The sequence below is a fragment of the Pseudomonas sp. B2021 genome (assembly GCF_018135665.1).
GTDB classification, from domain to species: Bacteria; Pseudomonadota; Gammaproteobacteria; order Pseudomonadales; family Pseudomonadaceae; genus Aquipseudomonas; species Aquipseudomonas lactis.
In genome coordinates, this window is the sequence record NZ_SMOF01000001.1 from 2,138,416 (window position 1) to 2,162,436 (window position 24,021).

20 protein-coding genes and 1 pseudogene are annotated in these 24,021 nt (G+C 60.6%); 9 read left to right on the forward strand and 12 right to left on the reverse strand.

Annotation, left to right across the window (positions count from 1 at the left end; all coding sequences use genetic code 11):
* Nucleotides 1-295: 295 nt before the first annotated feature.
* Nucleotides 296-1,507 (forward strand): sodium/glutamate symporter, encoded by a 1,212-nt coding sequence (gltS, locus tag E1K68_RS09750; RefSeq protein ID WP_003190086.1) that lies wholly within the window; start codon nt 296-298, stop codon nt 1,505-1,507.
* A gap of 5 nt (nt 1,508-1,512) precedes the next feature.
* Here gltS and E1K68_RS09755 read toward each other — a convergent pair whose 3' ends face one another.
* Complete coding sequence (locus E1K68_RS09755; protein WP_212614010.1) at nt 1,513-3,003, reverse strand: PLP-dependent aminotransferase family protein; 1,491 nt, start codon at nt 3,001-3,003, stop codon at nt 1,513-1,515.
* Between the two features lie 77 nt (nt 3,004-3,080).
* Between E1K68_RS09755 and E1K68_RS09760 the strand changes: the two genes are divergently transcribed.
* A complete protein-coding gene (locus tag E1K68_RS09760; RefSeq protein ID WP_212614011.1) occupies nt 3,081-4,742 on the forward strand; it encodes a M24 family metallopeptidase in 1,662 nt (553 codons plus the stop codon).
* Nucleotides 4,743-4,927: 185 nt separating this feature from the next.
* On the opposite strand, the gene E1K68_RS09765 is transcribed toward E1K68_RS09760, so the two are convergent.
* The 7 genes from E1K68_RS09765 to E1K68_RS09795 all read right to left on the reverse strand — a co-directional run bounded on the left by E1K68_RS09765 (nt 4,928) and on the right by E1K68_RS09795 (nt 12,807).
* Nucleotides 4,928-6,667, reverse strand: coding sequence for a dipeptidase (locus E1K68_RS09765; RefSeq protein ID WP_003190089.1), 1,740 nt, complete (start codon nt 6,665-6,667; stop codon nt 4,928-4,930).
* Nucleotides 6,668-6,833: 166 nt separating this feature from the next.
* Nucleotides 6,834-7,301 (reverse strand): hypothetical protein, encoded by a 468-nt coding sequence (locus tag E1K68_RS09770; RefSeq protein ID WP_003190091.1) that lies wholly within the window; start codon nt 7,299-7,301, stop codon nt 6,834-6,836.
* A gap of 116 nt (nt 7,302-7,417) precedes the next feature.
* Nucleotides 7,418-8,635: a phospholipase D-like domain-containing protein gene (locus E1K68_RS09775; protein WP_003190093.1), complete on the reverse strand. Its 1,218-nt coding sequence runs from the start codon at nt 8,633-8,635 to the stop codon at nt 7,418-7,420.
* Nucleotides 8,636-8,691: 56 nt separating this feature from the next.
* Nucleotides 8,692-9,339 (reverse strand): MotA/TolQ/ExbB proton channel family protein, encoded by a 648-nt coding sequence (locus tag E1K68_RS09780; RefSeq protein ID WP_212614012.1) that lies wholly within the window; start codon nt 9,337-9,339, stop codon nt 8,692-8,694.
* 25 nt (nt 9,340-9,364) lie between these two features.
* Complete coding sequence (locus E1K68_RS09785) at nt 9,365-11,644, reverse strand: TonB-dependent receptor (protein ID WP_003190098.1); 2,280 nt, start codon at nt 11,642-11,644, stop codon at nt 9,365-9,367.
* A 24-nt stretch (nt 11,645-11,668) separates the two neighbouring features.
* Nucleotides 11,669-12,397: an energy transducer TonB gene (locus E1K68_RS09790; RefSeq protein ID WP_003190100.1), complete on the reverse strand. Its 729-nt coding sequence runs from the start codon at nt 12,395-12,397 to the stop codon at nt 11,669-11,671.
* 2 nt (nt 12,398-12,399) lie between these two features.
* A complete protein-coding gene (locus tag E1K68_RS09795; protein ID WP_034135199.1) occupies nt 12,400-12,807 on the reverse strand; it encodes a biopolymer transporter ExbD in 408 nt (135 codons plus the stop codon).
* A gap of 190 nt (nt 12,808-12,997) precedes the next feature.
* Here E1K68_RS09795 and E1K68_RS09800 point away from each other — a divergent pair, with 190 nt between their 5' ends.
* Together E1K68_RS09800 and E1K68_RS09805 are read left to right on the forward strand one after the other, a co-directional pair.
* Nucleotides 12,998-13,552 (forward strand): GNAT family protein, encoded by a 555-nt coding sequence (locus E1K68_RS09800; protein WP_034135200.1) that lies wholly within the window; start codon nt 12,998-13,000, stop codon nt 13,550-13,552.
* Nucleotides 13,549-15,123, forward strand: a complete 1,575-nt coding sequence (locus tag E1K68_RS09805; RefSeq protein ID WP_212614013.1) for an alkaline phosphatase D family protein — start codon at nt 13,549-13,551, stop codon at nt 15,121-15,123. The genes E1K68_RS09800 and E1K68_RS09805 overlap by 4 nt, the downstream gene beginning before the upstream one ends.
* A gap of 138 nt (nt 15,124-15,261) precedes the next feature.
* Here the strand turns inward: E1K68_RS09805 and E1K68_RS09810 are convergent, their stop codons facing one another.
* A complete protein-coding gene (locus E1K68_RS09810; RefSeq protein WP_057711569.1) occupies nt 15,262-15,906 on the reverse strand; it encodes a hypothetical protein in 645 nt (214 codons plus the stop codon).
* A gap of 89 nt (nt 15,907-15,995) precedes the next feature.
* Between E1K68_RS09810 and E1K68_RS09815 the strand changes: the two genes are divergently transcribed.
* Nucleotides 15,996-16,928: a LysR family transcriptional regulator gene (locus tag E1K68_RS09815; protein WP_192001925.1), complete on the forward strand. Its 933-nt coding sequence runs from the start codon at nt 15,996-15,998 to the stop codon at nt 16,926-16,928.
* A 139-nt stretch (nt 16,929-17,067) separates the two neighbouring features.
* Here the strand turns inward: E1K68_RS09815 and E1K68_RS09820 are convergent.
* The 3 genes and pseudogenes from E1K68_RS09820 to E1K68_RS09830 form a co-directional block, all read right to left on the reverse strand.
* A pseudogene (locus tag E1K68_RS09820) lies at nt 17,068-17,148 on the reverse strand (PA2817 family protein); the annotation flags it as partial.
* 126 nt (nt 17,149-17,274) lie between these two features.
* Nucleotides 17,275-17,682, reverse strand: a complete 408-nt coding sequence (locus E1K68_RS09825) for a PA2817 family protein (protein ID WP_003190109.1) — start codon at nt 17,680-17,682, stop codon at nt 17,275-17,277.
* A 75-nt stretch (nt 17,683-17,757) separates the two neighbouring features.
* Nucleotides 17,758-20,205 (reverse strand): acyl-CoA dehydrogenase, encoded by a 2,448-nt coding sequence (locus tag E1K68_RS09830; protein ID WP_212614014.1) that lies wholly within the window; start codon nt 20,203-20,205, stop codon nt 17,758-17,760.
* Nucleotides 20,206-20,395: 190 nt separating this feature from the next.
* Here E1K68_RS09830 and E1K68_RS09835 point away from each other — a divergent pair, with 190 nt between their 5' ends.
* The 4 genes from E1K68_RS09835 to E1K68_RS09850 all read left to right on the forward strand — a co-directional run bounded on the left by E1K68_RS09835 (nt 20,396) and on the right by E1K68_RS09850 (nt 23,573).
* Nucleotides 20,396-21,055 carry a transglutaminase family protein gene (locus E1K68_RS09835; RefSeq protein ID WP_003190111.1) on the forward strand — a complete coding sequence of 220 codons (660 nt, stop codon included), beginning with the start codon at nt 20,396-20,398 and terminating at the stop codon, nt 21,053-21,055.
* 56 nt (nt 21,056-21,111) lie between these two features.
* A complete protein-coding gene (locus tag E1K68_RS09840; protein ID WP_003190113.1) occupies nt 21,112-21,729 on the forward strand; it encodes a glutathione S-transferase in 618 nt (205 codons plus the stop codon).
* A gap of 135 nt (nt 21,730-21,864) precedes the next feature.
* Nucleotides 21,865-22,797: an ABC transporter ATP-binding protein gene (locus E1K68_RS09845; protein ID WP_003190114.1), complete on the forward strand. Its 933-nt coding sequence runs from the start codon at nt 21,865-21,867 to the stop codon at nt 22,795-22,797.
* Nucleotides 22,794-23,573, forward strand: coding sequence for an ABC transporter permease (locus E1K68_RS09850; RefSeq protein ID WP_003190115.1), 780 nt, complete (start codon nt 22,794-22,796; stop codon nt 23,571-23,573). Before E1K68_RS09845 ends, E1K68_RS09850 begins: the two co-directional genes overlap by 4 nt.
* Nucleotides 23,574-24,021: the final 448 nt, after the last annotated feature.

The window sequence follows — 24,021 nt, forward strand, 5'->3', positions numbered from 1 at the left end:
GCATCCCTGCCGGTTTACCCCCCAAATCCCTGTCGAATTCCGGCCAGCGTGGTTTAACGGGGCGCTTAAGATCAAGATCAAAAGCGGCTCGCTTCGCATCGTGGTTACCGTCGGGTACTTCGGCTTATAGAGTTGTATCGATACTTATCCCTATGGGGAGGTGCAGCTCAGTTGTAGGTTATTATTGTGAGGCTTGTAGGGAAAGTCTTTGATTTTTGTAGGGTCGATGCCTTTTCGCCCTGTGTTCTCTACTCTGGCCACCCATTCTCCCTGCCCACTTCAGAGAACTGACCGGATGCTTCAACTCGATTTTTATTCAACCCTCGTTGCCGCTTCACTGGTGCTATTGCTGGGACGCGGGCTTGTGGCCCGTATCGGCTTTTTGCGTACTTACAATATTCCTGAACCGGTAGCCGGTGGCCTGTTGGTCGCCATGCTGCTCCTGGCGTTGCGCGGGTTTGCCGATATCGAAGTACGCTTCGATCCTTCATTGCAAACCCCGTTGATGCTGGCGTTCTTTGCCACGATCGGTTTGAACGCCGATTTTGCCAGCCTGAAGAAAGGCGGACGTATCCTGGCGGTGTTTTTGCTGGTGGTAACGGGCTTGCTGGTGGTGCAAAACGCCATGGGTATCGCGTTGGCGTCGGCACTCGGGCTTGACCCATTGATGGGCTTGCTGGCGGGTTCGGTGACCTTGTCCGGTGGGCATGGCACCGGCGCGGCCTGGGGGGCGGTGTTCAGTGAGCAGTATGGCGTGGCTTCGGCGTCTGAATTGGCGATCGCGTCGGCGACCTTTGGCCTGGTGCTCGGCGGCCTGATCGGTGGGCCCGTGGCGCGTTTTCTGATCAAGCGGGTCGAGGTGCCAGGTATTGGGCAACCGCAGTCGAGCCTGGCCAAGGGGTTTGAACAACCGAATGAAGAGCGCCTGATCACGGCGTTTTCGTTTATCGAGACCCTGGCATTGGTCGCGATCAGCCTACAGGGCGGCAACTTGCTGAATGCCGCCATCCAAGGCACCGCTTTCGAATTGCCGACGTTCGTGTGTGTACTGTTCGTGGGTGTCGTACTGCGCAATGGGCTGTCGATGCTCGGCTGGCATCAGGTGTTCGAGCGCGAAGTCTCGGTGCTGGGCAATGTCAGTTTGTCGCTGTTCCTGGCGATGGCGCTGATGTCGCTCAAGCTCTGGGACCTGGCGGCACTCGCCTTGCCGATCGTCATTCTGCTGGCCGCGCAGGCATTGCTGATGGCGCTGTTCGCGATTTTCGTGACGTTCCGGGTGATGGGACGCAACTATGATGCGGCGGTGCTGGCGGCAGGCCATTGCGGTTTCGGGCTTGGTGCAACGCCCACGGCGATTGCCAATATGCAGGCGGTGACGCAGCGCTTTGGGCCTTCGCAGATCGCGTTTTTGGTGGTGCCGATGGTGGGCGCGTTCTTCATCGATATCGCAAACGCCGTGGTGATCAAGTTGTACCTGGCGCTGCCTTTCCTGGGCACTGCTGGGTAAGTTTTTCAGCGCCTGCCCACGGTGTTCATCGCCTGGGCCAGGCGCTGCGTGGCTTGCTGGATTTCGTCCCGGTCGAGAGAGGCAAAGCCCAGGCGCAGCGCGTTTACCGGCTGGTCGTTGGGTGAAAACTGACGACCGCTGCGCACCACGACGCCGTGGTCCAGTGCGGCGTTTGCCAACTTATCGACGTCTATTTCTTCCTCGAAACGTACCCATAACGCCAAGCCCCCCTCGGGCTCGCGCACCTGTATGCGAGCGCCAAACGCCTGGTCCAGGCAGTCTCGCAATACGGTGCGGCGCGCCCGATATTCTTTCGACACGCGGCGCAAGTGCTTTTTCAACTCCCCGTCATTGATCAGGTCTGCCAGCATGGCTTGAGCGACCGCATCGGCATCGCCCAGCATCAGCGCGGCATTGCGCTGCAGGGCTTCAATCACAGAGGTGGGCGCGACGATATAACTGCAGCGGAACGTCGAGCCTAGCACCTTGGACAACGAGCCGATGTACAGCACATGGCGTTGGGCGCGGTCACTGGCCAGTGGTAGGTAAGGGCGGCCACTGAAATGATATTCGTGGTCGTAGTCCTCTTCGATAATGCAGAAGTCATGCAGCGCGGCCAACGTCAGCAAGTGCTGCCGGCGTGCAGCGTGCAAGCTCACGGTGGTGGGAAACTGGTGATGGGGTGTGAGGTAAATCATGCGCACCTTGTGCTCACGGCATAAGCGCTCGACCTGATCGGTGCGGCAACCTTCATCGTCGATGTCGACCGTGACCAACTGCGCGCCGAGCTTGCGGAAAATTTCCCACGCTGGCGGGTAGCTCAGGCGCTCCACCAGTACCACGTCGCCAGGCTTGAGCAGTAGGCTGGCACTCAGGTACAGGGACATCTGGGTGCCCTGGGTCAGGCAGATATTTTCGGCAGTGACCGTCAGCCCACGGTTGTTGCGCAGCATCTCGGCCAGGGCGCAGCGCAAGTGATAGCCGGTGCCTTCGCTGCCGTAGCGCACGGTATTGGAGGCGAAGCTGTTGCGCAATGCATGGCGATAGTAACGGTGCAAAACGGCTTGGGGCAGCAGGCGGTGGTCGCTGGTGCCGTTGTCGAAAAACAGCGCGTCGTGGCGATGCTCAAGCGCGACCACTTGGGCGTTATGGGTGAAATAGGGTACCCGTGGTTGCTCCAGCAACGGCGGCGCGAAAGACGGTTGGGTAACGCCGGGCAGTTGCTTGGGTGTCAGCTGCGCATTGACGAAGGTGCCACGGCGCGGCTCGCTGACCAGCCAGCCCTTGGTCATGGCTTCTTCGTAAGCCAGGATCACCGTCTTGCGGTTGACGTTGAGCAACTGCGCCATTTCCCGCGTGCCTGGCAGCAATGTTCCAGGTGGCAGGCGGCCCTCGAGGATGGCATTGACCAAGCCTTCGGCAATCTTGCGGTAGGACGCCTGGCCGGCGCCTTCTTCAAGCCGCAGCAAGGGGCGCCATTTACGCATCTGGACCATCTGAAGTATCCAAATCTGGAGGTTTTAATGGGCCTAGTCTAGCGCAACAATCAGGTCTCACTCATCCCGAGGTCTTTATGAATACACGTCATGTCATCGAACTCTCTCCCTCGGGGAAAACCTTTGAAGCGGGCGACGAACTCTTGCTCGACGCCATGCTCGCCAGTGGCCTGGCCGTGCCGTTCTCTTGTCGCCGTGGCGCCTGCGGTTCGTGCAAGGTAGTGGTCGCTGAAGGTGCGTACCGGGCCAAGCGCCTGGCGCCGGGCGCGCCGCAGCCTTCTTATCCTTTGGCAGCCAATGAGATGTTGTTATGCCAGAGCCACGCCTGTGGCGACATGCGCCTGCATATTCCCGGCTGGTCGCTGGATACGCCCGCGCTGGTAGTGGCGGCGCAAGTGCACAGCAAGCGTGCGCTGGGGCCCGATGTGATCGAGTTGATATTGACGCCCGAAACCCCAGTGGCGGTGCGGGCTGGCCAATACCTCAAGTTCCGCCTGGCGGACGGTGACACGCGCTGCTTTTCGGTTGCCAACCTGCCCGCCGATGATGAAGGGCGGTTGGTCTTCCAGATTCGCCGGGTGAGTGGCGGGTACTTTTCCGAGGGGATCCTGGGTGGTCTCGTCGTGGGTGAGCGTCTGCACGTGGAAGGGCCGTTTGGTGCCTGTACCTGGCAGGACGATGATGCGGCGCCTGTGGTGTTATTCGCCACGGGCACTGGTTATGCGGGCATCAAGCCTATCCTGCTGACCGCGCTCAAGCGCGATGTCGACGTGACGTTGTACTGGGGCGGCGCGCAATCGGTGGATTTTTATGACAGCGCATTTCTCGACCACCTGATGCTTGAGCATCCTCGTTTTCGCTGGCATTGCGTGCGGTCATCCGAGGGCAGAGTGCAAGAGGTTGCAATGAGTCATGGGCATCACTGGGAACAGGCCCAGGTTTATGCGTGCGGCAACGGTGCAATGCTCAGCCAGGTGCGGGCCCATTGCCTTGAAGCGGGGTTGCCGAGTCACCGGTTTATTGCGGAGGCGTTTGTCGCCAGCGGTCGGTCAGGTGCTGAAACAGCCTCCCCGCGATTTGACCCGGTCTGGGAGAAAGTCGGCCCGCGTTATTCCTTGGACGGCATGCTGGCGGCGCGGGAAAAATCCATACGTGCCCTGGCGGCGATTGCCAGCCAGTTGAAGGTCGGCATGACCGCCGGCGAAGCCCTTGAGATGGCTGCCCGGCAACTGCAGGCCATGGGCGCTTCGCACACCTGGCATCCGACCTACATTCGTTTTGGCGCCGACACTGTTCGCCCACCGCGAGAGGGCATAGATCGCCAGCGCAGGCTGGGCGCTAATGATATTGCCGTGGTCGATCTTGGCCCGGTGTGGGATGGCTACGAAGGGGACTATGGCGATACGTTTGTGTTTGGCGATGCGCCGTTGCATCAGGCCTGTACAACGGCCTTGCACGAAGTGTTCGATGAAACACGCCAAGCTTGGCTGCGTGGCCTGACCGGGCGTGAACTCTACGACTTCGCCGAGCAGAGCGCTGCGTCAAAGGGCTGGAGGCTGGCGCGCAACCTGGCGGGGCACCGCCTTGCGGATTTTCCCCACGCATTGTTCGAGAGCAAAGAGTTGGCTGACCTGGAGATATCTCCGAGTGAAATGGCCTGGGTATTGGAGATCCAGTTGTGCCATCCCACCGAGCCGGTCGGTGGGTTCTTTGAAGACATGCTGATGTTGCAAGGCTGAAGAGCCTGCCATTGTTGCCGAGAATTGCGCTTATCTCGATTGCCCTGCAAAGCGAGATCTCGCCCACACAACCGATCCCCTGTGGGAGCTGTCGAGCTTTAGCGAGGCTGCGAAAGCGGTGGGTCAGGCGCTGAAGATTCTGCCTGTGCCGCCGCCATCGCAGCCTCGCCGGGGCTCCAGCTGCGTCAGAGCTTCGGCAACTGCCCGACGCGGCCCATCATTTCGGTGACGATCTGCAGGTCCAGCAAGAACTGCTCAACCGTCTTGAACTCGCTGTCTGTGTGCCCGGTGTACTTCTCTTCCGGGCGCGCCAGGCCGAATTGCACGCCGTTGGGCAGGTCATGCACGGAGGTTGCGCCGGCTGAAGTGCCGAACTTGTGTGCCATCCCTAGGTTTTCCGTGGCCACCGCCAACAAGGCCTTGACCCACTCGCCTTCAGGGTTGCGGTACATCGGCGTGTCGAGCGAGTACGTGAAGTTCACCTTGACCTTGGCATCCTGGTTCCAGGCAGTGAGCTTCTGCTCAATCTGCGCCTTGAGTGAATCAGGGGTTTTACCTTTCGGCGCGCGCAGGTTCACTGCCAGTTTGAAGGCTTTGTCATCTTGGCCCACAAACGTCAGCGAGGTGGTCAGCGGGCCCATGAAATCATCCGCGTAGCCCACACCCAATTTGCCGCCCAGGTAATCCAGGCCCCAGTTGTCGGCGGCATACCGCGCGGCGTCGGTGATGTGGTTGTGCTTGAGGGCGACCTTGCCATCCAGGCTATGGATCAACTCCAGCATGCGCGCCACCGGGTTGACTCCGGTTTCGGGCTCGGAGGAGTGCGCGGACACGCCGGTCACCGTGAGTTTGACGTCCTTGCCATCGACCTTGGCCGTCACCTGAAAATTGCCACCGTTGCGCTTGGCATAGTCGGCACCGGCCTGTTGCAGGCTGGCGGCCAATTCGGCGGGTGTATCGCTGACCAGCGTGGCCACCGAGGCCGATGGGATCTGGTTGTTCGCCTTGCCGCCGGTCATCGCGATGATCTCTGCGCCTTTGCCTTCGCCTTTGCGCACCGGGAAGGTGGCCATGACCGTCCCCGAGCCTTTCTCGGCAATCACCACCGGGTAACCGCCATCCAGCGCCAGGTTGTATTGCGGCACGGGATTGCGCTCGAAATAGTAAGGAATAGCCTCACCGGAAGTTTCTTCGGTGGTGTCCACCAGCAGCTTGAACGTGCGCGCCAGTGGCAGCTTTTCTTCCTTGATCACCTTCATGGCGTACATCGTCACCACGATGCCGTTCTTGTCATCCTCGGTACCGCGGCCATACATGCGGTCGCCGATCAGCGTGACCTTGAACGGGTCGAGTTTGGTGCCGTCTTGCAGCACCCAGTTTTCCGGGGTGACCGGCACCACGTCGGCGTGAGCATGCACCCCCACGACTTCATCACCGCTGCCTTCCAGGGAGATTTCGTAGACGCGGTTATCGACGTTACGGAAGTTCAGGTTGAAGGACTTGGCCAGGGCCTCGATCTTCGCGGCGATCTTGAGGAATTCCGGGTTATTGTATTGCGGCAGGCCGTCTACGTTAAACGTAGGGATCTCCACCAGTTCACGCAGGGTTTCGAGCGCGGCTTTGCCATATTTAACGCGGGTGTAAATGCCCAGCAGGCGATTGATCTCGTTCTGCTGCTCGGCGCTCAGGGTTTTGTTGCCCAGAAACGCGCTGATAGCAGTGCCGGTGTCAGCCGATTTGCCGAACTCGCCCTTAGCCAGGGTGCCGAGGAAACTGCGAAAATCGGTGACCGAGGTCTCGCTGAACTGCTTCAAGATGGCTGCGCTTTGGTCTGCGGTGATGTTAGCGGATGCGGGAGTGGCAACTGCCGACAGGCTCGCGGCGAACAAGGTGGCAGCCACCAGTTTTTTCAGTGGAAAGTGCATGGTTAAAGGCATTCCTTTGCAAAGTGAATGTAGGAAATATTCTGATCGTTATGTCAGAAACAATTTCACACACTAACACTGCAAAGGAACAGTAGGGGAGACCTTGAACAAGGAAAAATCCTACTTTAATAAACGCACCGTTCATTAGTCGCTGGCTTTTTCAGAGTTAGGGCCGAACCAAATACAAGGTCTGAGTGAAGGTACCATCGGGGTTGGGTTCGGAGCTCATTTCGCCGGTGGAACCGGCATAGGTGCCTGTGCTGCCGACGACGGCGACCACGGATTTTCCGGCTTCCAGTTCCTGGCCGGCGACTACCACGGTACCTGTAACAGCGCCACCTGAGCCGAAGAACAGTAACGTCCATTGGCATTGGCTGTGAACGCCTGGCCGTGTGCTGACACAGTAGCCACTGTTGCTGCCGATATCACGGCGGTCCTGATCCATCAGTGGTTGGTCGAACACGAACAGATCGCCCTGGGAAGGGCCAGGAGGGCCAATATCAACCGCGCTCTTCAAACCGCGGGTGCCGTCGGCGAGGGTGACCAGCGTGATGGGCTGACGGCTGTTGATGCAAGCTGCGAGGGAGATAAGCATAAGCAGCGTACAAGTGGTGCGAAGCAAAGCGGTTTTCATGGCTGTGGTCTCGTGGCAAGTGGACTCCGGACGCAGCACCGCTAAAGCTGCAGCCGGAAAATGCTAAGACTAGCGGCCAATCAGGAAAACACAACGCCGTGCCTGCGCGCCGTCACTTACCGCGTACCTGGGTGGGGAGGCGCATAGTCGGCCGACACATCCAGCGCTTTGGCATAGGGCCCATCCCACAGCTGTTCATGCAACTGGCCTACGCGCTTGGCCATCGCCTCACTGCGCATCACCACCTCCAGATTGCGCGAATTATCCAGGTAGCCGCCCAACCAATTGCTGGTGCCAACCCACGCCACCTGGCCGTCGACCTCCATGGTTTTACTGTGGATCACCCGCGCATAAGGGATAAAGCCTTGCTTGGCTTCGGGCAGGGTGACGATCTTGATCTCGACATTAGGCAGCACCGCCAGGCTCTTGAGATAAGGCAGCTCCAGTGGGTCGGTGTTCCAGTTGGACACCATCAGCTTGATCGACACGCCACGGGCAGCGGCGGCGCGCACGGCGTTGTCGATCACGGCGTAGTACGGCCGGGTGCGATCCGGTCCGTAGGACAGCGGCGCGTAGTCGAGCAATTGCACGCGCACTTCTTTTTTGGCTTCGCCCAGCAGGCGCGGCAGTTCCAGCTGTGAGTCGCCCACGCCGGGCGGGTTGTAGCGTTGCGGGCTGGCCACCAAGTAGTTGCCGGTACGTGCAGGTGCCTGGCCGCTGGCGGGTAGCGGCACCGGGTGTTTCCCCGCCAGCGCGGCCTGAGCTTGCCAGTCTTGCTCGAAGATCGCCTGCACCTGGCCCGCCACCGTTTCGTCAGTGATCCGCAGCCCGGTTTCGTGGATGTGTTCCAGGGCGCGCCAGTCGAAATTCTGACTGCCGACAAACGCTTGCTTGCCATCCACCAGCAGGTACTTGGCGTGGATGATTCCGCCGCTCAGTTGCCCGTAAGGCAGCACGCGTAAGGTCAGGTTGGGAATGGCGCGCAAGCGTTCCAGGGTGGCGGCGTCCGACAGCTTGATGCCTTTTTCTTCGAGCAGGAAACGAATCTTCACGCCGCGTTTGCCGGCGGCTTCCAGGTGATCAAGCACCTTGTTCATCACCGAACCTGGGTGGTCCGCGGCGTAGAACTGGCCGATATCAATGCGGCTTTTGGCGCCGTCGAACAGCTCGATCCATACCGGGCCGGGCTGGCGTAAATCGTCGGTGCTAAGGGCGGTGTCCACGGGCACGGTGTGCACCAGTTCAAAGCCTGGAATGGAAAAGTCCGCCTGGGCCAACGGACTGAGGAGCAAGCCGGTCAGGCCGGCGATACGCAACTTTATCGAAAGGGACATAAGCGTCTCATCGCACCAAAGGAAAAGGCGAGCGCCCAAGGCGCCCGCCCTGCAGGTCAGGCCGTGCGGCTGTGCAGCGGGGTGGGCACGCGATGGGGCACTTCATCCTGTGCGCGGGCGCCGGTGGCGGCGCGGATCAACAGGATCTTCAACTGGTCGTTGATGCGCTCCAGGCTGTCCTGGAAAAAGTTGTGAAACACCACGCAAAACAGCGCGATGGCGATACCTAATCCCGTGGCAAACAGGGCCGTCCCGATACCACCGGAAATCTGCCCTGGGTCCGACACGCCCGCGGTGGCCAGCGCCTTGAAGGTGTCTATGATGCCGAGAATGGTACCCAGCAGGCCCAGCAGCGGGGCGGCGGTGGTGATGGTCTCGATGATCCACAGGCTGCGGGTCAGTGGGGCGCGGGTCTTCAGGTACTGGGTATCGATTTCGTCGTCCAAGTCTTTGCGCGAACCGTGGGTTGCCTTCTGGGCCAGCACCGGCAAGATCATGTTCAGCGGCAGGCTGTCGCGACGGGTCAGGTTTTCCGGCAGGTCGCGCTCGCTGTGTACGTTGGCGCCCAGGGCGTCGATCAATGCGCGAGCCTGGCGGCGTACGTAGGCGAAGTAGATACCGCGTTCGATGGCGATGAAGATCGCAATGGCCATCGCCGCGTACATCACATAGAAGGTGACGTCGTGGAGCAGGTTCATATCCATGATGGTGTTCCTCTTGAGGTGAGTCTTAGAAATTCGCTTCCAGCGAAACCGTGACGGTACGGTCCAGGCCGACGATGTATGCCGGGTCGCCATCGCGGAAACCGCTGTAGCTGGCCGCGTTGGTCTTGGTGGTGTACACGCCGTCCAGGTATTTCTTGTCGAACAGGTTGTCGACGTTCAGGCGCAGGGTCGCGTCCTTGACCACCTTCTTGTCCACCGGCAGGTAAATACCGGCGCCGAGGTTGAACACGGTGCGGCCGGAAATCGCCTCGTCGTTGGTCAGGTCACCGTAGAGCTTGCTGGTGTACTTGCCGCCGAAGGTGCCGTAGAAGCGACCGTCGTCATACCCGATGTTGGCCGCCAGCATGTTCTTGGGCACGTTGGCGAACTGCTTGCCACTGGTGGGCAGCACGATGGGTTTGCCGGCGTTGTAGACGGTCAGGTCATCCTGCTGCTCGGCCTTGGTGTAGGTGTAGGAGGTGTAGTAATTGAAGTGGTGGGGCAACTGGCCGCTCCACTCCAGCTCCAGCCCTTTGTTGACCACGGAGCCGGCGTTGATGTCGGCAAAGTCACCGTTGATGTCCCGGGACGACACCTGGCGGTTCTTGAAGTCCATGTAGAACAGGGTGGCGGCCAGGTTCATGTCGTCGCCGCTGTAGCGCCAGCCCAGTTCATGGTTCCAGCTGGTTTCCGGTTCGGCGTCGATCGAACCGGCGCCTTTGTCGTAGAGCACGTAGTTCTGCGGCACGCGCATGTTGCGCGACAGGCTGTAGAACAACTGGTCACGCTCGTCCAGCTGGTATTTGAGGCCGGCGTTGGGCAGCAGTTTGTTGTAGGTCTGGTTACGTTTTTCCGGGCGTTCGTTGAGGCTGCCGTGGTTGGTGCCTTCACGCTCGACGTTCATGTAGGCCAGGCCTGCGATGAAGGTCCAGTCCGGGTTGATGTACCAGGTGTCCTGGGCCCAGACCTTTTGCGCAGGCGTCACGGTGAAACGGTCGCGACCCTGCACGGTGTTGCCGTTGGCATCGACGATGGCGCTGTTGGAATCCGGCCAGGTGTCCACCGGCTTGCCGTTGCTCTTGAGCGGAATGAACGGCTGGGTCTGGCTCTGGCGTGCGCGCTCGTACCAGTAACCGAATTGCAGGCTGTGGTCGCCCAGGTCCCAGGTCAGCTTGGTGGTGATACCCGGACGCCAGGTTTGCGTACGTGAAGGGCGGTAGTACACGCCGCTGTTGGGTGTGCCGTCGGCGTTGTATTGGGCGGCGGTGGGCAGGTTGCCGAGGTCGAACACACCGCCCTGGTTGGAGCCACGGTTGAGGGCATAGCTGGATGAACCGACGCCGCTGCCATTGCCCCAGTAGTAATACGGGATCACCGACAGCGCGAGGTTATCGGCCAGTTTGAACTGGGTGTTGAGCACGGCGGTGAACGTCTGGAACGGGTTCTGCGCCAGGGCGTAATAGCTGTTGTACTTGCCGTTGCTGCCCACGCTGGGTGTTGCCGGATAAGGGTCGTACTTGCGGCCATATTGCTGGAACTGCGCCTTGGTCAACTGGCTGTAACTGTTGTTGTCCTGCTCGTGGTACTTGAGGATCAGGTTGGCGGTGTTGCCATTGCCAGCGTCGAAAAAGCTGTTCCACTCCACCTTGTCCGCGCGTACCGCGCCCGAACCGCGCCACATCTCTCCTTCGGTATGGGACACCGACAGCCAGTTGCTCAAGCCGTTGATTTCGCCGGTATTGAGGCGGGCAAAGGTCTTGCGTGTGGCATTGCTGCCGACGACCTGTTTGACGAAGGCGCCGGTTTCCTTGGTCGGGCGAATGGTCACGATGCCAATGTTGCCGCCGCTGGAACCAATGTGCGGGCCGTCGGACTCCGAAGCGCCTTGGGTAACGAAGATCTGGTCGATGTTTTCCGGGTCGCCCAGCAGGTTGGAATACAGCGCGTAGTTGCCCGAATCATTGATCGGCATGCCGTCCACCGACATGCCCACCTGGTCGGAGTTCATGCCGCGCATGGTGAAGCGAAAGCCCGACAAGCCGGTGTTGTCTTCGCTGGAGATGTTCAAGCCCGGGGTGTACTTGAGCTTGTCGATGGCATTGCCGGTGGCCGCCTGTTTATCCAGTGCTTCCTTGGTCACCGTGGAGCGGCCCTTGATGCTTTCCTCCGGCACCATGTAACCGCCCCCGGCGGTCGCCTTGCCTTGTACCCCAATGGTGCCGACGTCGCTGGTCTCTGCCATGACCATTCCCTGGGTCATGCTGGTCGCGGCCACAAGTGCCAGATGAATACGGGTGAACTTCATCACTGTCGTCCTGGTGTCGGGTGCTTATTGCACGCTGTAGTTGAAGGTGGCGGTGAAGCGCTGCTCATTGCGCCCCCCGAAGGCTTGCTCGGGGAACGGTTTGACTTGCTTGATGCGACGCAAGCTGTTGGTGGCTGCCCGGTTGAGCAACATGCTCGAGGCCTGAGTTTGTAACCCTGAGTCGAGTACCCGGCCTTGGCGGTCTACCAGCAACCACACCACCACTTCGCCGCTCGGGCGTTCGAGGGACGCCTGACGCCCGGTGGGGTACTGCTTGTAGGTGTCCAGTTCGTTGCGCAAGCCTTTGAGATAACCGCTTTCCAGGGCCTGGCCATCGACTTTCGGTGGCGCCGGTGGGGCGGGTGTAGGTGCCGCTTGGGCCACCGGAGCCGGGGCTGGTTTGGCGGCCACCGGTGGCGGTGTCGGCGATGGCTTGGCGACCACGGGCGCAGGCTTGGGCACAGGTTTTGGCTTGGGCTTGGGTTCGGGTTTTGGCAGCGGCTTGGGCGGTGGCGGCGGGGGAGCAGGCTCGGCCTCTTCCTCTTCGATCACCGGCGGTGGCGGTTCTTGCTCCACCACCGGTTCCGGTATGACCTCCGGTTCCGGCTCGACCAAGGCCAATTCGACCGCCGACTCGTCATACACCGGCTCGACTTTCAACGTCTGGGACTGGATACCCAGTGCAATCAGCACCAGGGCGATCAGGGCCGGGACACTGCCCAGCAGCTGACGCGCACGAAACAGAACGTACATGATCAGGACTTACGCGTGGCGATGGACACGGAGGTGAAGCCACCCAGGCGCAGGGTGTCCATCACTTCCACCAGGCGCGAAACCTCCACGCCTTTGTCGCTGTTGACGATGATCGTCGACTTGGTATCGGGCTTTTCGGCAGCCTTCAGCGCCGGCACCAGGGCATCCACCGTCACGTCCTTGCCGTCCAGTTGCAACTGGCCTTCCAGGCCCAAAGTGAGGATGAATTTGTTCTGCGGCTTGAGCTGTTGCGAGCTGCTGGCGCTGGGCAATTGGGTCTTCATGCCGAGCGCGGGAATCACGTTCAGGCTCACCAGTACGAAAAACACCAGGAGGAACATCATCACGTCGATCATCGGGATCAGCTCGATGTGCGCCTTGCGTTTCTTGGGTTCGTCCCAGGTTCTCATTCCGTTACCCCGTCATTGAATTAGGGGCAAAACGCTAACAGCCAAAAATGACCGATTGGTTAACTTTAATTGACCGTTTAGAGGCTCTAGGACGCGTCTTTCAGAAAACTTACCGGTCAGTTTTCGGGCGTAATGAAACTGACACTCGGGGCATCCATGCTTGAGAAATTTATCTTGAGAGCCGGCCTCCATGCCTACTGCATTGCCTCAATTGACGACCCCGCGACTGTTGTTGCGCGCCCTGCAAATGCACCAGGCGCAGGTGCTTTTCACGCTTGCCAACGGGCCGAAAATTGCCGACAACACGGCGAACATTCCAGCGCCCTACACCTTGGAAACCGCGCAGGATTTTATTGCCGGGATCGCTGACAAGTACCGCACCGGTGAGCTGCTGAATCTGGGGATGCATGTGCGCGGCACCGATGAATTGGTCGGCATGGTCAGCCTGCGCATCAATGCTCGCCATCGCTATGGGCACTTGGGTGGCTGGGTGGCGGCGCACTGCCGTAACCAGGGGTATGCGGCTGAAGCGGCGAGTGCGGTGATGGACTTCGGCTTCGAGGCGCTAGGGTTGCAGCGCGTGGGCAGCCAGTGTTTCGCGCGCAACAAGGAGTCGGCGCGGGTCATGGAGAAGATCGGCCTGCGCTATGAGGGCTGCATGCGCCAGGCGTTTTTAAAGAACGGCGTGTATGAGGACATGCTCGGGTTTGCCACCGTGCGTGACGACTGGGAGCGCTGCCTGTGAGCGGCGAAGTCGACCACGGCCGGCGCCGGGTCCTCGGCGGGCTGGCGGTCGCCACGGCGTTTTCTATTCTCAGCCCGTTTGCGCGCAGTGCCGGGGTGGATTATCCGTTCCCCCTTGGCGTGGCGTCCGGCGACCCGCTGCCAGATGGCTTTGTGATCTGGACGCGCCTGGCGCCGTTGTTCAATGCGGCGGATGGCCGTGGCGGCTTGAGCCGCACGGTGCCGGTGCGTTGGCGGGTGGCCAGCGATGCGGCGATGACGCGCATTGTGAAGCAGGGCGAAGTACTGGCGACGCCGCGTTTTGCTCACGCCGTGCATGTCGAAGTGGCGGGGCTGGCGGCGGATCGGCCGTATTGGTACCAGTTTGAAGGGCTCGGCGCGCAGAGCCCGGTGGGGCAGTCGCGCACGATGCCGCCGCTGCAGGCGATGGCCACGGCCCGGCTGGGGTTCGTGTCCTGCTCGCACTGGGAGCGCGGTTACTTCAGCGCCTACCGACACCTTGCCGCCGAGCAGCCGGACCTGGTGTTTTTTCTCGGTGATTATATTTACGACAGTTCCTATGCGGCGGAGTCGGGCAAGGTGTTTCGCTCTCACGGCAGTGGCAACGCACAAAGCCTGAGCGATTACCGCAACCGCTACGCGCTGTACAAGACTGATCCAGACCTGCAGGCCCTTCACGCCGCGGCCCCCAGCGTCGTGACCTGGGACGACCACGAAGTACAGAATGACTACGCCAACCGCTGGTCCCAGGACCCGAAGGTGGCGGTGGCGCAGTTTCTCAAGCAACGGGCCGCGGCGTACCAGGCGTTTTACGAACACATGCCCCTGCGTGCCAGCAGCGTGCCAAAGGGGGCGGATATGCGCATCTACCGGCGCCTGGATTACGGCCGGCTTGCGCGTTTCCATGTGCTCGACGGTCGCCAGTACCGTTCCGAGCAACCGTGCATCGCGGCCAATGGCAGCCACCAAGGGCATATTGTCACCACCCCTTGCAGCGACCTGCGTGACCCTGGCCGCACGTTGCTCGGCTGGCAGCAAGAGTCTTGGCTGGACCAGGGGTTTGCCCAGTCTAGGGCGCAGTGGAATATCATCGCCCAGGATTTGCTGGTGGCGCCGCTGATGCAGCGTGACCTCACCAACCACAAGCTTGGCCGCTGGACCGATGGCTGGGATGGCTACATGGCCAACCGCTCCCGGATGCTGGCGTCGATCGTGCGTAACCGGCTGAAGAACCCGGTGTTCTGGGGTGGGGATATTCATTCGTTCTGGGCCACCGACCTGCATGCCGACGCCGACAGGCCAGACTCGGCGGTGGTCGCCACCGAGTTTGTCGGCTCGTCGGTCACCTCCGACGGCCCGCCCTATGACGCGTTCATGAAGATCATGCCGCTCAACCCCCATGTGAAGTTCTTCGACAGCCGTCAGCGTGGCTATGTGTCGGTGGAGTTGGCGGCCAGCACCATGCAGACGAATTTTCGTGCGATCAGCGACCCGTGTGACCCGGCGGCGACGGTGTCGACGTTGAAGTCGTTCGTGGTTGAGCCGAGCAGGGCGGGGGCTATTGCCGTGTAGCCTGTTTCTCTGGGGCGATCCAATGTGGGAGGGGGGCTTGCCCCCGATAGCGGTGTGTCAGTCACTGCATCTGCTACTGCACTAACGCTTTCGCAGGCAAGCCAGCTCCCACAGGGAACTGAGCTTAACTGAATGGCATTAAGGCAAGCCTCCTCCCACATTGATTTCATAGCGCACCGAGAGCGCGCCTTTTTTCTCGGACAACGCCAAGATCGTTACCTGGCCCAGTTCGCTCAACGTTTGAACATGCGTGCCGCCACAGGCGTAAGCGGGTAATTCGCCGAAGCCGACTTCGCGGGTGCCGTCTTCCAGTGTCATGTGGCGGGGATAGTCGGCGGCGATCCATGTGTTGAGCCACTGCTGGAGCGTCTGCGCATCCATGTCTTGCGCGGCCTGGCCACGGATAAAGGTGATCTTGCCTTCGCCCGGCCAATGATGCGCCTTGATCGGCATCCAGCCGAGGCGTTCGCCAGCATTGCCAATCAAGTGCCCCGCCGAATGCAGGCGCGTATGCAAGGCGCGACGCTGTGCGTCGACTCGCGCAATGGCGGGTCCTGGTTCCAGGGGGCGGTCGACGTAGTGCACCACCTGTTCGGCTTGCTGCATGACTCGCAGCACCTGGGTGTCGCCGAGCCATCCGGTGTCGAACGGCTGGCCACCGCCTTGGGGATGGAAAATCGTCGATTGCACAATCACGGCGAATTGCTCTTCGTACGGGGTGCAACTGAGCACTTCCAACTCGGCCGTCAGGTGGTCGTGGGTAAAAAACAGGCGCTCGGTCATTATCTACATCCGCATCAGGGTTCTGTGGGCAGTATAAATAGTGCGCAGATGAGTGATAATCCGCTCAATTATCAATGGACCTGTGCGTCATGAGCATCAATCTTCCTTTGCCGTTGTTGGGTGAAATGGCGATTTTCGTCAAGGTCGTGGAAACCGGCAGCTTCTCCGAAGCGGCGCGGCAACTCAGCGTTTCACCTTCGGCGGTGAGCCGCAGCATCTCGCGCCTGGAAAAAGCCCTGGCCACACGCCTGCTGCAACGCACCACGCGCAAGCTGCGCCTGAGCGAGGGCGGCGAGGAGGTGTTCAAGCGTTGCCAGGAGATGGTCAATGCTGCGCGCTCCGTTATGGAAGTCAGTGGGCAATTTACCCATGAAGCCGAGGGCCTGGTGCGGGTCAGTGTGCCCAAGGCGGTGGGGAGATTTGTGGTGCACCCGCATATGCCGGAATTCTTGCGGCGCTATCCCAAGGTGGATGTGCAGTTGATCCTGGAAGATAGACATGTGGATTTGATCGACGACAACGTCGACTTGAGCATCCGCATCACCGACAGCCCACCGCCAGGCTTGGTCGGGCGCCAGCTGTTGCCCATCGAACATTTGCTGTGCGCGACGCCGCAGTACCTGGCCGAGCACGGTACACCGAGCCATCCCCATGATCTGCTCGGGCACAGTTGCATTTATCTGGGTGAAACACCGGCAGATTCACGCTGGAAGTTTCGCCAGGCTGGCAAGGCGGTAACGGTCGGCGTACGCGGCCGGTATGCGGCGAACCACACCGGGGTGCGACTGGAGGCGGCGTTGCAGCATGTCGGGATTGCTAGCTTGCCGTATTTCACCGCGCGGCACGCGTTGGAAGCGGGGGATTTGGTGCAGGTGTTGCCGGGGTGGGATTTTATTGCCTCGTACCATGGCGAGGCGTGGTTGCTGCATTCGCCCACACGGTACCTGCCGCCGAAGTTGCGGGTGTTTATCGATTATCTGGTGGAGTGCATGGCCAGGGAGCCCACGCTGCGCCGACGGTAGGAACGCGGTTGCTCGTTCCCACGCTCTGCGTGGGAATGCCACCTTGGACGCTCCGCGTCCTGCCTTTATGCCTGTGCGCGGGTGACGCAGAGCGCCACAGGATAGGTTCCCACGCAGAGCGTGGGAACGAGCATAGTTGTCAGTGTTTGCTCTGGTCCTGAGGCATCGCCAGCAGTTGTTTTTCCTGGTTCCAGTCGAACGGTTCGTCGTTCTGTTTGCTCGTTCCCACGCTCTGCGTGGGAATGCCACCTTGGACGCTCCGCGTCCTGCCTTTATGCCTGTGCGCGGGTGACGCAGAGCGTCACAGGATAGGTTCCCACGCAGAGCGTGGGAACGAGCATAGTTGTCAGTGCTTGCTCTGGTCCTGAGGCATGGCCAGCAGTTGTTTTTCCTGGTTCCAGTCGAACGGTTCGTCGTTCTGTTCGGCTTCATAGCGACGTTCTTCCAGGGCCTGGTACAGGTCCAGTTCTTCGTCGGGCATGAAGTGCAGGCAGTCGCCGCCAAAGAACCACAGCAGGTCGCGGGGCACCAGGTGGGCGATTTGCGGGTAGCGCAGGATGACCTGGCTCATCAGGTCCTGGCCCAGGTACTGGCTTTCGATCGGGTCGATTGGCAACAGGGCGCGCAGTTCGTCGAAACGCTCCAGGAACAGCGAGTGGCTTTCCTCGGGGACCTGTTCGGCTTCGCCGACGGCAACCAGGATGCTGCGCAAGTGGTCGAGCAAGACGAGATGATCGGCAACGACGTTGGACACGAGATAAGGCCTCTAAAGCAAAAACGGGCGCGAGAGTATAAGCCTCTCGCGCCCGTTTTTATATGACCGCTCGACTCAGCGGACTTTACCCTCTGCCTGCATCAGCTCTTCCTTGCTGAAATCATCCACGTCGATCACCTTGCGTCGCGCCGCCTCGGCATCGCGCAGGGTTTGCGCCTCGGCCGGTTGCAGCACGCCGGCCTGCAAGGCCGCGTCGATGGCGTGCTCGCCGGCCACCGGCTTGACCTGGCCGCTTTTGAGCGCGCTGTGGAGTTTTTTCTGCAAGGGGTGGCTGGCACCGAGCAGGTCGTAGGCATGTTGCAGGGCGCCCACGGGATCTTCTGCCGATTGCGGGCGATAACAGCCGGCCAGCAACTCTTCCAAGGTCGGGTCGCCTTTGGCGCGGCCGATCACGGCTGCCACTTCGGCATCCAGAGCGTCGGACGGCCCGGTATGACGACGCCCGAATGGGAACACGATCACCCGCAACAGACAGCCCAGCACCTTGTTCGGGAAGTTGCTCAGCAGCTCATCCAGTGCGCGTTCCGATTCACCCAGGCTTTCTTCCATGGCCCAGGCAAACAGCGGCTCCAGGTGGTCCGGCGAGTCCAGGTCGTGGTAACGCTTGAGCGCCGCCGAGGCCAGGTACATGTGGCTCAGCACATCACCCAGGCGAGCGGACAGGCGTTCGCGGCGCTTGAGCTCGCCACCCAGCAACATCATGCTCAGGTCCGCCAGCAGGGCAAACGCAGCCGCCTGGCGGTTCAGGGCACGGAAGTAGCCCTGGCTCAACCGGTTGCCCGGGGCTTTTTCGAAGTGCCCCAAGCCCAGGTTCAGCACCAGGGTGCTGGCGGCATTGCTCACGGCAAAGCCGATGTGTTGCATCAGCAGGCCATCGAATTCCTTCAACGCCTGGTCATGGTCTTCGCGACCGGCCAGGGCCATTTCCTTGAGCACGAAGGGATGGCAACGAATCGCGCCCTGGCCGAAGATCATCAGGTTACGCGAAAGGATATTGGCGCCTTCCACGGTGATGAAGATCGGTGCGCCCTGCCAGTTGCGGCCCAGGTAGTTGTTGGGCCCCATGATGATGCCTTTGCCGCCGTGCACATCCATGGCGTGGCTGATGCACTCGCGGCCGCGCTCGGTCAGGTGGTACTTGAGGATCGCCGACAGCACCGACGGCTTCTCGCCCAGGTCCACGGCGTTGGCGGTGAGCATGCGCGCGCTGTCCATCAGCCAGGCGTTGCCACCGATGCGCGCCAGGGCTTCCTGAATGCCTTCGAAGGCCGACAGCGGTACGTTGAACTGTTCGCGCACCTGGGCATATTGCCCGGTCACCAGGCTGGTGAACTTGGCGGCGCCGGTGCCGACGGCGGGCAGCGAGATCGAACGGCCGACCGACAGGCAGTTCATCAGCATCATCCAGCCCTTGCCGAGCATTTCCTGGCCACCGATCAGGTACTCCAGCGGGATGAACACATCCTTGCCGGAGTTGGGGCCGTTCATGAAGGCGGCGCCGAGCGGCAGGTGCCGACGGCCGATTTCCACGCCAGGGGTGTCGGTAGGAATCAACGCGAGGCTGATGCCCAGGTCTTCTTCTTCGCCCAGCAGGTGGTCCGGGTCATGGGCCTTGAAGGCCAGGCCGAGCAAGGTCGCGACCGGGCCTAGGGTGATGTAGCGCTTTTCCCAGTTCAGGCGCAGGCCGAGGGTTTCCTTGCCTTCCCATTCGCCTTTGCAGATCACGCCGGTGTCGGGCATGGCGCCCGCATCGGAGCCGGCCAGCGGGCCGGTGAGGGCGAAGCACGGGATGTCGTCGCCACGGGCCAGGCGCGGCAGGTAGTGGTTGCGTTGTTCCTCGGTGCCGTAGTGCAGCAGCAGTTCGGCGGGGCCCAGGGAGTTGGGAACCATCACGGTGGAGGCCAGGTCACCGCTGCGGGTCGCGAGCTTCATGGCAACCTGGGAGTGGGCATAGGCGCAGAAGCCTTTGCCGCCGTACTCCTTGGGAATGATCAGGGCGAAGAAACCATGGGTCTTGATGTGTTCCCAGGCTTGCGGCGGCAGGTCCATGGCCTGGCCGATTTCCCAGTCGCTGACCATGGCGCAGAGTTCTTCGGTGGGGCCGTCGATGAATGCCTGCTCTTCCTCGGTCAATTGCGCCTTGGGGTAGGCCAACAATTTGTCCCAGTCGGGGCGGCCACTGAACAGTTCGCCGTCCCACCAGACGGTGCCGGCATCGATCGCATCGCGCTCGGTCTCGGACATCGGCGGCAGCACTTTCTGGAACCAGCTGAACAGCGGCTTGGTGAAGTATTGGCGGCGCAGGTCAGGCAGCAACAAGGGCGCGGCCACCACGGCCAGGAGCACCCAGAAGATCAGCAGCAGCCAACCCGGTGCGTGGCTCCAGGCGCCCATCGCCAGCAGGTAGACGGCGACCACGCCCAGGGCGGGCAGGGGGGCAGTACGGCGGTGTGCCAGGTAGGCAATGCCGACCACCAGCACCAGTATCCACAACAACAGCATATTCAATCCTCCGTGAACCAGGGGCGAAACCACCAGGGAGCTTAGTCGGCATCCGAACAAGCCGGGTGATCAGGGTGTAACAAGGTGTACTGGGCAACCCATCAGCCGGCGCCGGCATTTGGCCGAATCGTCGTTATCTCTCGGGCAGGCCTGGTGGTTAAACTCCAGGCTCCCCTCGGAGATCAAGCTCATGAATACGTACTTGAGTCCCAGCCGCTTCATCGATAGTGACCACCCTGTGGTGGTGGAGTTCGCCGAGAAACATCGCGGAACCCGCCCGGATTTAAGTGACCAGGCAGTCAGTCTTTACTACGCGGTGCGTGAGGCCATTCGCTACAACCCCTATACCTTCAGCCGTGACCCTAACACCTTGAACGCCAGCTTCGCCCTGGCGGCTGGCGAAAGCTACTGTGTGCCCAAAGCCACGTTGCTGGCAGCTTGCGCACGTCACTGTGGTATCCCTGCGCGCATTGGTTTGGCGGACGTACGCAACCACCTGTCCACACCGCGGCTGCTCGCCCTGCTCAAAAGTGACGTGTTCGCCATGCACGGTTATACCGAGCTTTACCTGAACGGCCGCTGGGTCAAGGCCACTCCGGCGTTCAATCAGCAACTGTGCGAAGTGTTCGACGTGCCGCCGCTGGAATTCGATGGGCTGCACGACAGCGTGTTCCACGCGTTCAATCGCCAGGGCCAGCGTTCGATGGAGTACGTGGTGGACCATGGGCAGTTTGCTGACGTGCCCGAAGCATTTTTCTTCGCGCATATCCGCCAGTGTTACCCGCACTTGTTTGGCGACGATGCGCCCACCTTGCTCGGTGATATGCAGGGCGATTTAAGCCGCGGCTGAACCGGCGTATGCTGCTGCCTTCATCAAGCCATGTTCATCAACGATAAGGCGCGGTCATGCTGAAGATCTGGGGTCGTAAAAATTCATCAAACGTCAGGAAAGCACTGTGGTGCGCCGAGGAACTCGGCCTGGACTATGAAGCAATTGATGCGGGCGGGGCTTTTGGTGTGGTCGATACCCCGCAATACCGGGCCATGAACCCCAATGGCCGGGTGCCGGTGATCGAAGATGGCGACTTTGTGCTGTGGGAATCCAACACCATCGTGCGTTACCTGTGCGCCAAGCAGGCATCGGACTTTTACCCCAGCGACTTGCAAGCCCGGGCCAACGCCGAAAAGTGGATGGACTGGACCACTTCCACGCTCGCCGATCCGTTCAAAGCGGTGTTCTGGGGCATCGTGCGCACCCCGGCTGACCAGCAAAACTGGGACAGCATCAATGCCGGGCGCCAAGCCTGTATCGACGCGCTCAAAACCGTCGAACAAGCCCTCGCCGAGCAACCCTACCTGTCCGGTCAGGCGTTCGGCATGGGCGATATTCCCTTGGGCTGCTTCATCTACGCCTGGTTCGAGATGCCCATCGAACGCCCGGCAATGCCGAATCTGGAGGCCTGGTACCAGCGTTTGCAACAGCGCCCGGCCTACCGCAAGGCGGTGATGACCGCGTTGACTTAATACACACTATTAATACGGGTGACTGTACTTGTGCGGCATGGGCACGCACCATGCTCGCACTGCATCGCAGGTTGAACTACCTGGGGTGTGCCTTCATCTATTCTTTCTATTCCCTTCTTTGGTGCGTACTTCCATATGAGTTCCGCTCTGTCCATCCGGCAGCTAACCAAAACCTACGGCAACGGTTTCCAGGCCCTGAGTGGTATCGATCTGGACGTTGCCGAAGGTGACTTCTTCGCCTTGCTCGGCCCCAACGGTGCCGGCAAATCCACCACCATCGGCATTCTCTCCACCCTGGTCAACAAGACCAGCGGCACGGTGAATATCTTCGGGCATGACCTGGACAAATCGCCGGCGGCGCTCAAGCGCTCCATTGGCGTGGTGCCCCAGGAATTCAATTTCAACCAGTTCGAAAAGACCTTCGATATTGTCGTGACCCAGGCTGGCTACTACGGCATTCCGGCGAAAGTCGCCAAGGAACGCGCCGAGCAGTACCTGACCCAACTGGGCCTTTGGGACAAGCGTGACGTGCCTTCGCGCTCGCTGTCCGGTGGCATGAAGCGCCGCCTGATGATCGCCCGCGCCCTAGTGCACGAGCCGCGCCTGTTGATCCTCGACGAACCCACCGCCGGCGTGGACATCGAACTGCGCCGCTCGATGTGGACCTTCCTCACCGAACTGAACGAGAAGGGCATCACCATCATCCTCACCACCCATTACCTGGAAGAGGCTGAGCAGTTGTGCCGCAACATCGGCATCATCGACCACGGCACCATTGTCGAGAACACCAGCATGCGCAACCTGCTGGGCCAGTTGCATGTGGAAACCTTCCTGCTCGACCTGAAGAACAATCTGTCGCTGGCCCCGCAGTTGCTCGGCTACCCGAGCCGGCTGGTGGACAGCCACACCCTGGAGGTGCAGGTGGATAAAGCCATGGGCATCACCGCGTTGTTCACCCAGTTGGCGACTCAGAACATCGAAGTGCTGAGCCTGCGTAATAAAACCAATCGCCTTGAGGAGTTGTTCGTGTCCCTGGTGGAGAAAAATCTGGCGAAGGTGGCGGTATGAGTTCCGAACTGCAACCCAACCTTGTCGCGCTGCAAACCATCGTCTATCGCGAAGTGAAGCGCTTTACCCGGATCTGGCCGCAGACCCTGCTGCCACCGGCGATCACCATGGTCCTGTACTTCGTGATCTTCGGTAACCTGATCGGCCGGCAGATCGGCGACATGGGTGGTTTCACCTACATGGAGTACATCGTGCCGGGCCTGATCATGATGTCGGTGATCACCAACTCCTACGGCAACGTAGTGTCGAGTTTCTTTGGCAGCAAGTTCCAGCGCTCCATCGAAGAACTGATGGTCTCGCCGGTGTCACCGCACACCATCCTGATCGGCTACACCTTGGGCGGCGTGTTGCGTGGGCTGATGGTGGGGGTGATCGTGACGCTGCTGTCGCTGTTCTTTACCCATCTGCAGGTGCATCACCTTGGGGTCACCATTCTGGTGGTCGTGCTGACGGCGACGATCTTCTCGCTGCTGGGCTTTATCAACGCCGTATTTGCACGCAACTTCGATGATATTTCCATTATCCCGACCTTCGTGCTGACGCCGCTGACCTACCTGGGCGGGGTGTTTTACTCCATCACCTTGTTGCCGCCGTTCTGGCAGACGGTATCCCTGGCCAATCCGGTGCTGCACATGGTCAACGCCTTCCGCTACGGTATTCTGGGCGTGTCGGATATCAAGATCAGTGTGGCGATCACTTTTATGATCGTTGCCACCATCGTCTTGTATATCGGCTGTGCGCGGTTGCTGGTGAGTGGGCGTGGGATGCGTACATGATGTGGGATTGGAAATAACAAAACGGCCTCATCAGAGGCCGTTTTTTATTGGATGCACACCGAACAAATGTGGGAGCTGGCTTGCCTGCGATGCACATAGGTATCTACACAACTTTTTAGTTGTAGCCGTCAACGGTAACCATGATGCGAAGCGAGTCGCTCTTGATCTTGCTCTGCTTTTGATCTCAGGCGCCCCGTTAAACCACGCTGGCGGAACGCAGGCTTGAATTCGTGGGTAACCCGGCAGGACGCCGGGTTAGCCGCCCCGCGCCATGGATGGCGCGTGGCGGCGGCCCACGGATTCAAGCCTGCGTACGGGCACACCGAGCCTAGGCGAGGTGCCGAGTGGTGGGGCAAGAGCGTTTTGCTTACTTTGGCCTGGGCCGGCATCCCGGCTTTTGCAAAGTGAGCCGCCGTCAGGGCGGAACCCTAAGTGGCCGTTACCGCAG

What these genes read in the sequence shown, in the direction of transcription:
- E1K68_RS09835 (WP_003190111.1), top strand. Translation starts at nt 20,396, where the DNA reads ATGAATACGTACTTGAGTCCCAGCCGCTTCATCGATAGTGACCACCCT.
- E1K68_RS09765 (WP_003190089.1), bottom strand. Translation starts at nt 6,667, where the DNA reads ATGCACTTTCCACTGAAAAAACTGGTGGCTGCCACCTTGTTCGCCGCG.
- E1K68_RS09810 (WP_057711569.1), bottom strand. Translation starts at nt 15,906, where the DNA reads ATGACCGAGCGCCTGTTTTTTACCCACGACCACCTGACGGCCGAGTTG.
- E1K68_RS09795 (WP_034135199.1), bottom strand. Translation starts at nt 12,807, where the DNA reads ATGAGAACCTGGGACGAACCCAAGAAACGCAAGGCGCACATCGAGCTG.
- E1K68_RS09770 (WP_003190091.1), bottom strand. Translation starts at nt 7,301, where the DNA reads ATGAAAACCGCTTTGCTTCGCACCACTTGTACGCTGCTTATGCTTATC.
- E1K68_RS09760 (WP_212614011.1), top strand. Translation starts at nt 3,081, where the DNA reads ATGAATACACGTCATGTCATCGAACTCTCTCCCTCGGGGAAAACCTTT.
- E1K68_RS09800 (WP_034135200.1), top strand. Translation starts at nt 12,998, where the DNA reads ATGCCTACTGCATTGCCTCAATTGACGACCCCGCGACTGTTGTTGCGC.
- E1K68_RS09775 (WP_003190093.1), bottom strand. Translation starts at nt 8,635, where the DNA reads ATGTCCCTTTCGATAAAGTTGCGTATCGCCGGCCTGACCGGCTTGCTC.
- gltS (WP_003190086.1), top strand. Translation starts at nt 296, where the DNA reads ATGCTTCAACTCGATTTTTATTCAACCCTCGTTGCCGCTTCACTGGTG.
- E1K68_RS09755 (WP_212614010.1), bottom strand. Translation starts at nt 3,003, where the DNA reads ATGGTCCAGATGCGTAAATGGCGCCCCTTGCTGCGGCTTGAAGAAGGC.
- E1K68_RS09785 (WP_003190098.1), bottom strand. Translation starts at nt 11,644, where the DNA reads ATGAAGTTCACCCGTATTCATCTGGCACTTGTGGCCGCGACCAGCATG.
- E1K68_RS09815 (WP_192001925.1), top strand. Translation starts at nt 15,996, where the DNA reads ATGAGCATCAATCTTCCTTTGCCGTTGTTGGGTGAAATGGCGATTTTC.
- E1K68_RS09840 (WP_003190113.1), top strand. Translation starts at nt 21,112, where the DNA reads ATGCTGAAGATCTGGGGTCGTAAAAATTCATCAAACGTCAGGAAAGCA.
- E1K68_RS09845 (WP_003190114.1), top strand. Translation starts at nt 21,865, where the DNA reads ATGAGTTCCGCTCTGTCCATCCGGCAGCTAACCAAAACCTACGGCAAC.
- E1K68_RS09790 (WP_003190100.1), bottom strand. Translation starts at nt 12,397, where the DNA reads ATGTACGTTCTGTTTCGTGCGCGTCAGCTGCTGGGCAGTGTCCCGGCC.
- E1K68_RS09850 (WP_003190115.1), top strand. Translation starts at nt 22,794, where the DNA reads ATGAGTTCCGAACTGCAACCCAACCTTGTCGCGCTGCAAACCATCGTC.
- E1K68_RS09780 (WP_212614012.1), bottom strand. Translation starts at nt 9,339, where the DNA reads ATGGATATGAACCTGCTCCACGACGTCACCTTCTATGTGATGTACGCG.
- E1K68_RS09830 (WP_212614014.1), bottom strand. Translation starts at nt 20,205, where the DNA reads ATGCTGTTGTTGTGGATACTGGTGCTGGTGGTCGGCATTGCCTACCTG.